The 9,474-nt window shown below is 65.9% G+C and carries 9 protein-coding genes and 1 tRNA gene; 1 reads left to right on the forward strand and 9 read right to left on the reverse strand.

Annotated features, from left to right (window positions below):
- Positions 1-116: 116 nt before the first annotated feature.
- The 3 genes from JHC36_RS11420 to JHC36_RS11430 form a co-directional block, all read right to left on the reverse strand.
- Positions 117-248, reverse strand: coding sequence for a hypothetical protein (locus tag JHC36_RS11420; RefSeq protein ID WP_287919257.1), 132 nt, complete (start codon positions 246-248; stop codon positions 117-119).
- A complete protein-coding gene (locus JHC36_RS11425) occupies positions 245-1,810 on the reverse strand; it encodes a type I restriction-modification system subunit M (protein WP_287919260.1) in 1,566 nt (521 codons plus the stop codon). Before JHC36_RS11425 ends, JHC36_RS11420 begins: the two co-directional genes overlap by 4 nt.
- 246 nt (positions 1,811-2,056) lie before the next feature.
- A tRNA-Ser gene (locus tag JHC36_RS11430) sits at positions 2,057-2,144 on the reverse strand.
- Between the two features lie 63 nt (positions 2,145-2,207).
- On the opposite strand from JHC36_RS11430, the gene cutA reads away from it, so the two are divergent.
- Entirely contained in the window at positions 2,208-2,594 is a 387-nt protein-coding gene (cutA, locus tag JHC36_RS11435) for a divalent-cation tolerance protein CutA (protein ID WP_287919262.1), read from the forward strand.
- A 98-nt stretch (positions 2,595-2,692) separates the two neighbouring features.
- Here cutA and JHC36_RS11440 read toward each other — a convergent pair whose 3' ends face one another.
- From JHC36_RS11440 to JHC36_RS11465, 6 genes are all read right to left on the reverse strand, one after another.
- The gene (locus JHC36_RS11440) at positions 2,693-3,460 is read right to left on the reverse strand and encodes an ABC transporter permease (protein WP_287919265.1); all 768 of its coding nucleotides are present in this window, start codon (positions 3,458-3,460) and stop codon (positions 2,693-2,695) included.
- A gap of 13 nt (positions 3,461-3,473) precedes the next feature.
- Positions 3,474-4,322, reverse strand: coding sequence for an ABC transporter ATP-binding protein (locus tag JHC36_RS11445; protein ID WP_287919268.1), 849 nt, complete (start codon positions 4,320-4,322; stop codon positions 3,474-3,476).
- Between the two features lie 26 nt (positions 4,323-4,348).
- A complete protein-coding gene (locus JHC36_RS11450; protein ID WP_287919270.1) occupies positions 4,349-5,386 on the reverse strand; it encodes an ABC transporter substrate-binding protein in 1,038 nt (345 codons plus the stop codon).
- A 212-nt stretch (positions 5,387-5,598) separates the two neighbouring features.
- Positions 5,599-7,908 carry an NADP-dependent malic enzyme gene (locus JHC36_RS11455; RefSeq protein ID WP_287919273.1) on the reverse strand — a complete coding sequence of 770 codons (2,310 nt, stop codon included), beginning with the start codon at positions 7,906-7,908 and terminating at the stop codon, positions 5,599-5,601.
- 97 nt (positions 7,909-8,005) lie between these two features.
- The gene (locus JHC36_RS11460) at positions 8,006-9,265 is read right to left on the reverse strand and encodes a M20 family metallopeptidase (protein ID WP_287919276.1); all 1,260 of its coding nucleotides are present in this window, start codon (positions 9,263-9,265) and stop codon (positions 8,006-8,008) included.
- Positions 9,262-9,474: M20/M25/M40 family metallo-hydrolase (locus JHC36_RS11465; RefSeq protein ID WP_287919279.1), on the reverse strand; the 213-nt coding region annotated here is incomplete at its 5' end. The genes JHC36_RS11465 and JHC36_RS11460, both read right to left, overlap by 4 nt.

The raw sequence follows: 9,474 nt of genomic DNA on the forward strand, positions 1-9,474 counted from the left end.
ATCAGTGAAGTCGGATTTCTGAATACCGGATCCTCGAATAAAGGTTCCAATCTCGCCCAACGGCTTCCAAGCCACATCCACCCCGACTACTAGCCTCTCCAAAAAGTTCTCGTGGCTCATGCCTGCCCTCTCTGCAATTCCCGTTCGATCCGCTCGATGCTGGGTAGGTGGATGCGGCCTTTGAGTTCGGCCAGCCAATCGGCGTAGCCTTCGGGCGTGGACATGAGGGCAACAGGCGTGTCGGTCATTTCGCGCCTCCTTCGTCGTCCTCGCCTTCAATCTCCGCCACGATGGCGTCGATGGCGCGGCGCAGTTCGTCGATGCGCGCTACCGTGCGCTTGATCTCGGCGTTGAGCTGCACGATGTCTACCACCTCGCGGGTGTCCTTGGCCTCCACATAGCTGCTGACCGACAGGTTGTAGTCGTTGGCGCGGATGCGCTCCAGCGGCACGGATTGGGCAAAGTGCGGCACGTCGGCCTTGCTGTCGAACACGGCCATGATCTGCTCGATATGTTCATCGAGCAGCACGTTGTTGTTGGTTTCTTTCTTGAACAGGCCGCTCGCGTCGATGAACTGGGTGCGGGTGTCCGGCTTGTGTTTGGACAGCACCAGAATGTTCACCGCGATGGTGGTGCCGTAAAACAAATTGGGCGCGAGCGCGATGACGGTTTCCACATAGTTGTGGTCCACCAGGTATTGGCGGATTTTTTGCTCCGCCCCGCCGCGGTAGAAGATGCCGGGAAAACAGACGATGGCCGCGCGCCCCTTGGCCGAGAGGTAGTGCAGCGCGTGCAGCACAAAGGCGAAGTCGGCCTTGGATTTGGGCGCGAGCACGCCTGCCGGGGCGAAGCGCTCGTCGTTGATCAGCGTGGGGTCGTCACTGCCCACCCACTTCACCGAATACGGCGGGTTGGAGACGATGGCGTCGAAGGGTTTTTCGTCGGCAAAGTGCGGCTCCAGCAAGGTGTTGCCAAGCTGGATGTTGAATTTGGCGTAGTTGACGTTGTGCAGGAACATATTCATCCGCGCCAGGTTGTAGGTGGTGTGGTTGATTTCCTGCCCGTAATAGCCGTCTTCGATCCGGTCCTCGTCGAACTGCTTTTTGGCTTGCAGCAACAGCGAGCCGGAGCCGCAGGCCGGGTCGTAGATTTTGTTGACGCTCGTCTGCCCGTGCAGCGCCAAGCGCGCGATCAGCTTGGAGACATGCTGCGGGGTGAAGAACTCGCCGCCCGATTTGCCCGCATTGGCGGCGTAGTTGGAGATGAGGAATTCATAGGCATCGCCGAACAGGTCGATGTGCGCAGCGTCGAAGGGGCCAAAGTCGAGCTCGGCCACGCCCTTGAGCACGGCGGCCAGGCGGGCGTTCTTGTCTTTGACGGTGTTGCCCAGGCGGTTGCTGGTGGTGTCGAAGTCGGCAAACAGGCCCTTGATGTCCTGCTCGGACGGGTAGCCGCTGGCCGAGGCTTCGATGCTGGCAAAGATGGCGGCGAGATCGGTGTTGAGGCTTTCGTTGCTGCCGGCCTTGGCCACGACATTGGCGAACAGCTGGCTGGGGTAGATGAAATACCCCTTGGTCTTGATGGCGTCGTCCTTGATTTTCGGCGTGATGACGCTGTCGTCCAGCTCGGCATAGCGGAGGCTGTCGTCCCCGGCTTCCATATAGGCGGTAAAGTTTTCGCTGATGAAGCGGTAGAACAGAGCGCCCAGCACGTACTGCTTGAAGTCCCAGCCGTCCACCGCACCACGGACATCGTTGGCGATTTGCCAGATGCGGCGTTGCAGTTCGGCACGTTGTTGAATGCTGGTCATGAAGGGTTCCCTGTGGTTTTTTTGGGATCGGTTCGGGGACTGAACGGGCTGATTGCACACGGCGCGACGGCGCCGGGTGGGGCGAAGCCACATTTTGGCGTACGAAGTCAGGCGCGCAGCAGCGCGGGACTGCGGCGGGCAGGCACACCAAGGCCGCTCGGGGGCGGGGACAATCAGCGGATGGGGCGTTTCGACGCGACGGTTCAAAGGAGTCGCCCGAGGCGGGCGCGAACCGGGAAGCAAGGCTGGCGGAGACGGTGAGATTCGAACTCACGGACGGTTGCCCGTCGGCGGTTTTCAAGACCGCTGGATTAAACCACTCTCCCACGTCTCCGAAGGCTCGCATTCTACCGAGGCCGCGCTATGCTCGGGCCCGGTATCCGCATGGAGCACGGCGATGGATGAGGCACGGGACGCGAAGGATTTCGGGGTGGTCTGGACCACCTTGCCCGACGAGGCGCAAGCACACGCTTTGGCGCGCGCGATCGTCGAGGCCGGGCTTGGGGCTTGCGTGCAGAGGCAGGCGGTGCGCAGCACCTATCTTTGGCAGGGGGCGCTGTGCGACGAGGCCGAGTGGCTGCTGAGCATCAAGACCGTGCGCGCCAATTTCGAGCCGCTGGCGCGCTTCATCCGCGACCACCACCCCTACACGGTGCCGGAAATCGTGATGCTGCCCTGGGCGGCCAGCACGCCCGATTACGCGCAGTGGGTGCTCGAGACAACGCGGCGCGCGGAGCTGCCCGCAGCGAATGCGGGCAGCGGCGGGGCAAGCCATGACTCCTAAAACAGGAGCGGCAGAGCGGGAATTGACGCTGGCGTTCGGCTGAAAACTTCAAAAATGCTCTGGCTGGGGCCGACCGCGGGCATTCGGCACCAGAGCCCTCAATGCCCCTGCGAACCGCGGTGTGCCCAGGCGGTGGTGCGCTTTTCGATGACGGCGAAGAGTTCATACATCGCCATCGCCATCACGCCGACGACGAGCAGGCCGGCGAAGGCCAGGCCCATTTGCATCGCCGAGCCGGCGGAGATCAGCAGGTAGCCGATGCCTTCGTTGGCGGCGGTCATTTCCGACACCGTGGTGCCGACGAAGGCCAGGGTGATCGCCACCTTGAGCGAGCCGTAAAAGTACGGCATCGAGCGCGGCAGGCCGACCTTCATCAGCACATCCCAGCGTCGCGCGCCCAGAACCCGCAGCACGTCTTCCAGTTCGGGCTCGAGCGTGGCAAGCCCGGTGGCGATGTTGACCATGATGGGAAAGAAGCTGATGAGAAAGGCGGTCAGCACTGCGGGCCCCACGCCGATGCCGAACCACACCACCAGGATCGGCACGAACGCCGCCTTGGGCAGCGCGTTGAAGCCGGTCATGAGCGGGTAGACCGCCGCATACGCCAGCCGCGAGCTGCCCAGCAAAAAGCCCAGCAGCACCCCCACCACGATAGCGATGCCAAAGCCGGCCATCGTCACCCAGAAGGTGCGCCAGGCGTGGCCGGCGATGATGGTTTTGAACTCCCAGAACTGGTTCCAGATGCGCGCCGGGCTCGGGAACACGAATTCGGACACGTCGAACACCGTGCACACCGCTTGCCACAGCGCGACCAGCGCCACCAGCAGCAGCCAAGGCGCCCAGCGTTCGAGGGGTTTGGCGTTCATCGGTCGGGGTTCCTCATTGGGGCAGGGCGGGTGCGTCGGGGCGGCGCAGGGCGCCGATGTGGCCGCGCAGCTCGTGCACGATGTCGGTGAAGGCGGTGCTGTAGGTGGTTTCGAGGTCGCGCGGGCGCGGCAGGTCGATCTCGCGGCGCACCACGAAGCGGCCGGGGCTCTTGCTCATGACGTAGACGGTGTCGGCAAGAAAGACCGACTCGCGCAGGTCGTGCGTGACGAGAATCACGTTGAAGCGCTGCTCCGTCCAGAGGTCGCGCAGGATGCACCAGAGTTCTTCGCGGGTGAACGCGTCGAGCGCGCCGAAGGGCTCGTCGAGCAGCAGCATCTTGGGCTCGTGGATGAGCGCGCGGCAGATGCTCGCGCGCTGCTGCATGCCGCCCGAGAGCTGCCAGGGGAATTTGTCCTCGTAACCGGCGAGCCCCACCTTTTGCAGCAGCGCGCGTGCGCGGGCTTCGTATTCGGGCCGCCGTGCCTTGAACTGGCTGCGGTGCGGTTCCACGATTTCGAGCGGCAGCAGGACGTTGTCCACCGTCGTGCGCCAAGGCAGCAGCGAGGGTGCCTGAAACGCCATGCCCGAGATCTTCAGCGGCCCGGTGACCGGCGCGCCGTCGATGCGGATGCTGCCGCGCGACGGGCGCTTGAGGCCCGTGGCGAGCTTCATGAAGGTCGACTTGCCGCAGCCCGAGGGCCCGACGATGGCGATGAATTCGCCGCGGCGCACCGTGAGGTCGATGGACTCCACCGCGAACTGGTTTTGCGCGAGCAGTTCGTCGTTGTAGGCCAGCCAGACGTCGCGGAACTCGACGAAAGGCTCGGCGTGGAGCTTGGCGTGCGGATCGGCGGCGCTCATGGCGGGCGTCAGCGGCTCAGGCGGGCTCACTTGCGCGCGGGCGGCAGCACGTTGAGTTCGGCGGCGCTGGGCAGAAAGCTCGGATTCCAGACCGCGTCGGGGTTCACGCGGGTCTTGGTGTTGAACGCATCCGACACCTGAGACGCCATCAAGGCCAGGCGCGAGGGCACCACGCGGCCAAAGCCCTCGGCGCGCGCGTCGGGGCTGGCGATCACGCTGTCGATGGCCAGGCGCAGGCGGCGTTTTTCCAGCTCCACGTTGATGATGCCGTCGCGCTGCTTGACGTATTCGATCGCGGCGTCGGGGTTGGCCATGACCTCTTTGGCGCCGCGGGCAAAGGCCTTCAGGAAGGCGCGCACGGCCTCGGGGTGCTCCTTGATCATCTTCGGCGTGGCGATGATGGCGTTGCCGTAGAGCTTCACGCCGTAGTCGGCGTAGGGGAACAGCACCACGTCCGACGCTTGGGCGCCGCGCGCTTCGAGGTTGAGCAGCGAGGTGAACGAAAAGCCCGTGATCGCGTCCACGTCACCGCGCACCAGCATGGTTTCGCGCAGCGGCGGGTCCATCGACACCCAGGTCACGTTGCTCACGCCATTGGCCTTGGCAAAGATCGGGAACGCGCGCCGACCCGCGTCGAACACCGGGGCGCCGAGCTTCTTGCCCGAGAGATCGGCGGGCTTGCTGATGCCCGACTTCTTGAGCGCCATCACCGCCGCGGGCGTGTTGTTGTAGACCATCATCACCGCCACCGGCTTGTTCGGCGCGTCGGGGTTGTTGGCGTGGAATTCCATGAGGGCTGCGAGGTCGGCAAAGCCCATGTCGTAGGTGCCCGAGGCGACGCGGGTGACCGCCCCGCCCGAGCCATTGCCCGCGTCAATGCTGACGTCGAGCTTGGCCTCCTTGAAATACCCCTTGGCCAGCGGCGTGAGGAACAAGGCCGAAGGCCCCTCGAAGCGCCAGTCGAGCTGGAACTTGATCGGCGTGCTTTGCTGCGCCTGTGCGCCCCCGAGGGCAGCGCCCAGCGTCAGCGCGGCGGCAAATTGCAAGAGATGTCGTTTGTTCATGGTGCGCTCCGAAAATAAACCCAGATGTTGATGCGGCGTCGCCGGGGCAGCGCGGGCTGGGGCGAGGACAAGCAAGCCGTGTGCCCGACCACGTCCCGAGCCGTTCCCGGTCACCCGCTTGCGCCACTTGCGCCGCTTCGGCGCCGGCGGTGCCGCTCGCCCGCCCGATTGTGATCGCTCGGGCCGCTGCGCGACCCCGAGGGGAAACCCGATCAAGCCCCGGCGCGCAGCCCCGAGGCCGCCGCGACCGCCGTCATGTTGAGCACGCGTCGCACCGTGGCCGCGGGCGTGAGGATGTGGGCCGCGCCCGCCACCCCCATGAGGATCGGGCCGACCGTCACGCCCCCGCTGCTCGTCGTCTTGAGCACGTTGTAGAGGATGTTGGCCGCGTCCAAATTGGGGCAGATCAGCAGATTGGCCGCACCGTGCAGGGTCGCATCGGCGAGGTATTGGCTGCGGATGTCCTCTTTCAGTGCGGCATCGCCGTGCAGCTCGCCGTCGCACTCGATTTCGGGATGAGCCGCGACAAACAGGTTGCGCGCATCGCGCATTTTGCGTGCCGAGGCGCGCTTGGACGAGCCATAGCTCGAATGCGACAGGAAGGCCACTTTGGGCGGCAAGCCAAAGCGCTGCACCTCCTGGGTGGCCATCCAGGCGATTTCGGCCAACTGTTCGGCCGTGGGGTCCTCGTTGACGTAGGTGTCGGTGATGAACAGCGGGCCTTGCTCGGTCATGAGCGCGTTGAGCGCGGCGTAATTGGCGCAACCCGCCTTGCGGCCCAGCACGCTGTCGATGCGCTCGAGATGCGTGACGTAACTGCCCACGAGGCCGCAGATCAGCGCGTCGGCATCACCGAGCGAGATCATCAACGAGCCAATCAGCGTGTTCGAGCGCCGCACACCCGCCTTGGCGCCCTCGGGCGTGACGCCGTTGCGGGCCTGGAGCTGGTGGTAGCGCTCCCAATATTGGCGAAAGCGCGGGTCGTCCTCAGGGTTCACATGGTCCACGTCGCGGCCGAGCTTGAGCCGCAGCCCCGCTTTGGCGATGCGCGCCTCGATCACCGCGGGCCGGCCGATCAGGATGGGGAAGGCCAGGTCCTCGTCGATGGCCATCTGCGCCGCGCGCAGCACGCGCTCGTCCTCCCCGTCGGCATAGGCCACGCGCTTGGCGCCGTGCGGCACGGCCTTGGCGGCGTTGAAGATCGGCCGCATGAGGATGCCGGTTTGCGTCACGAAGCGCGTGAGGCTTTGACGGTAGGCCTCCAGATCGGCGATGGGTCGGGTTGCCACGCCCGACTCGGCGGCGGCCTGGGCGACGGCGGGCGCGATGCGCAGAATCAGGCGCGAATCGAAGGGCTTGGGAATCAGGTAATCGGGCCCGAAGACGAGTTCCTGGCCCACGTAGGCGGCGGCGACTTCGTCGCTGGTCTCGCTCTTGGCCAGCGCGGCGATTTCCCGCACGCAGGCGAGCTTCATCGATTCGGTGATGCGCGTCGCGCCGCAGTCGAGCGCGCCGCGGAAGATGTAGGGGAAGCACAGGACGTTGTTGACCTGGTTCGGGTAGTCCGAGCGGCCGGTGGCGATGATGCAGTCGGGGCGCGCTGCCTTGGCGAGCTCGGGCCGGATTTCGGGCTCCGGGTTGGCCAGCGCCAGGATGATGGGTTGCGCCGCCATGGTTTTCACCATGTCGGGGGTGAGCACGCCGGCGGTCGAGCAGCCGAGGAACACGTCGGCGCCCCGCACCGCATCGGCCAGCGTGCGCAAATCGGTTTTTTGCGCGTAGCGGGCCTTGGATTCGTCGTAGCCGCCCGGCCGGCCTTCGTAGATCACGCCCTTGGAGTCGCAGACGAAGATGTGCTCGCGCCGCACGCCGAGCTCGACCATCAGGTCCAGACAGGCCAGCGCTGCGGCACCCGCGCCCGACACCGCGACGCGCACGTCCTGGATGCGCTTGCCCACGAGTTCCAGCCCGTTGAGCAGCGCCGCCGAGGAGATGATCGCCGTGCCGTGCTGGTCGTCGTGGAACACCGGGATCTGCATGCGCTCGCGCAGCTTGCGCTCGATGTAAAAGCACTCGGGCGCCTTGATGTCTTCCAGGTTGACGCCGCCGAGGGTGGGCTCGAGCGCGGCAATGATGTCCACCAGCTTGTCGGGGTCGTTCTCGGCGAGTTCGATGTCGAACACGTCGATGCCGGCGAATTTCTTGAACAGACAGCCCTTGCCCTCCATCACCGGCTTGCCCGCCAGCGGCCCGATGTTGCCCAGGCCCAGCACCGCGGTGCCGTTGGTGATGACGCCCACCAGGTTGCCGCGCGAGGTGTATTCGGCCGCCAGAGCGGGGTTGGCCTGAATGTCGAGGCAGGGGTAGGCCACGCCGGGGGAATAGGCCAGCGACAAATCGCGCTGGTTCGACAGGGCTTTGGTCGGTTGCACCGAAATCTTGCCGCGCACTGGCAGGCGGTGGTATTCGCGCGCCGCATCGCGCAGCGCTTGTTCGGCAGGGGAGAGGTTTTCTTGGCTCATGGGGTCTCCTGGGACGGTTTCCTGGGGCGTTTCCCTAGATACTGTAGCCCCACCGCCGAGCCGGATTCCTGCTGCGCGGGTCACCACAGCTTTCAACCTAAATCCGGCAGTTGGGCGCGAGCAGGTCGCGCAGGGTGCGGGCGACCACCTGGGTGGCGCGGCGCAAGTCTTCGAGCTCGAGGCGCTCGTCGGCGCGCTTGGCGTGTGACTCGAGCACCGTGCGCGGCCCGGCGCCGTAGATCACGCCGGGGATGCCGCGCTCGACATAGAGCCGTACATCGGTGTAGAGCGGCGTGCCCACCGCGGGGATCGGTTCGCCGAACAGGGCTTGCGCGTGGCGCTGCAGCGGCTCGACGAGCACGCGGTTGCCGGGCAGGGGCACCATCGCACGCGCGAGCAGGATGCGGCGCACGTCCACGCGCAGCGCACGACCACCGCGCGGCGGGGCAAAGCACGCGGCAGCGGCCGCGATGGTGTCCCGCAGCGAGGCTTCGACCTGTGCGGGGTCTTCCTCGGGGATCATGCGGCGGTCGAGTTTGAATACCACCTTGCCCGGTACGACGTTGGTGTTCGTGCCGCCTTCGATGCGCCCAATGTTGAGGTAGGGGTGCGTGATGCCTTCGACGCCCGAACGTACCCCGAGGTAGTCGCGGTTGAGCGCATAGAGCGCTTGCATGATGTGCACGGCGCCCTGCAGCGCATCGGTGCCGCTGTCCGGAATGGCGGCGTGGCTCATCTCGCCCTGCACCGTCACCTCGAGCTGCAGGCAGCCGTTGTGCGCGACCACCACTTGGTAGCTGAAGCCCGCGGCGATCATCAGGTCCGGCCGGGTCAGGCCCTGGCTCAGCAGCCAGCCCGGGCCGAGCTCGCCGCCGAACTCCTCGTCGTAGGTGAAGTGCAGTTCCACCCCGCCGCGCAGCGGCTTGCCCAGCGCTTCGAGCGCGCGCAGCGCGAACGTGTAGGTGGCAAAGTCGCTTTTGCTCACGGCCGCGGCGCGGCCATAGATCTTGCCGTCTTCGATGTCGCCGCCGTAGGGGTCGTGCGTCCAGCCCTCGCCCGGCGGCACCACGTCGCCGTGCGCATTGAGCGCGATCACCGGACCCTCGTCGCTGTAGCGTCGGCGCACGATCAGGTTGGTGATGGACTCCAGCCCGTGCGCACGCACCTGCTCGGCGGGCACCGGATGGCGCTCGGGCCGCAGACCCATGCCTTCGAGCAGTTCTGCGGTGCGCTCGGCATGCGGCGCGTTGTTGCCGGGCGGCGTGTCGGTCGGCACGCGGATGAGTTCCTGCAGGAAGCGCACCTCTTCGTCGAAGTGGGCGTCGATCCAGCGGTCCAGGGCTTCGTGGTCGGTCATGGGTGGGCGGCGGCGTCGCCGGCGAGTTGGTTCAGAAGGTGTTCAAACGCAGCGATGGCCAACTCCATGTCGTCGCTGGTGGTGGATTCGAGCGGGTTGTGGCTGATGCCGCCGTTCTCGCCGCGCACGAACAACATGGCTTGAGGCAGGATTTGGTGGAGCTTCATGGCGTCGTGGCCGGCGCCACTGGGCATACGGTGCACGGGTAG

Origin of the sequence: Tibeticola sp. (genome assembly GCF_022759015.1) — a bacterium.
Classification (GTDB): Bacteria; Pseudomonadota; Gammaproteobacteria; order Burkholderiales; family Burkholderiaceae_C; genus Tibeticola; species Tibeticola sediminis.

Bases quoted from the DNA above. Each gene is read 5' to 3' on its own strand.
- JHC36_RS11420 (WP_287919257.1), bottom strand. From the start codon at position 248: ATGACCGACACGCCTGTTGCCCTCATGTCCACGCCCGAAGGCTACGCC.
- JHC36_RS11440 (WP_287919265.1), bottom strand. From the start codon at position 3,460: ATGAACGCCAAACCCCTCGAACGCTGGGCGCCTTGGCTGCTGCTGGTG.
- JHC36_RS11445 (WP_287919268.1), bottom strand. From the start codon at position 4,322: ATGAGCGCCGCCGATCCGCACGCCAAGCTCCACGCCGAGCCTTTCGTC.
- JHC36_RS11450 (WP_287919270.1), bottom strand. From the start codon at position 5,386: ATGAACAAACGACATCTCTTGCAATTTGCCGCCGCGCTGACGCTGGGC.
- JHC36_RS11455 (WP_287919273.1), bottom strand. From the start codon at position 7,908: ATGAGCCAAGAAAACCTCTCCCCTGCCGAACAAGCGCTGCGCGATGCG.
- cutA (WP_287919262.1), top strand. From the start codon at position 2,208: ATGGATGAGGCACGGGACGCGAAGGATTTCGGGGTGGTCTGGACCACC.
- JHC36_RS11425 (WP_287919260.1), bottom strand. From the start codon at position 1,810: ATGACCAGCATTCAACAACGTGCCGAACTGCAACGCCGCATCTGGCAA.
- JHC36_RS11460 (WP_287919276.1), bottom strand. From the start codon at position 9,265: ATGACCGACCACGAAGCCCTGGACCGCTGGATCGACGCCCACTTCGAC.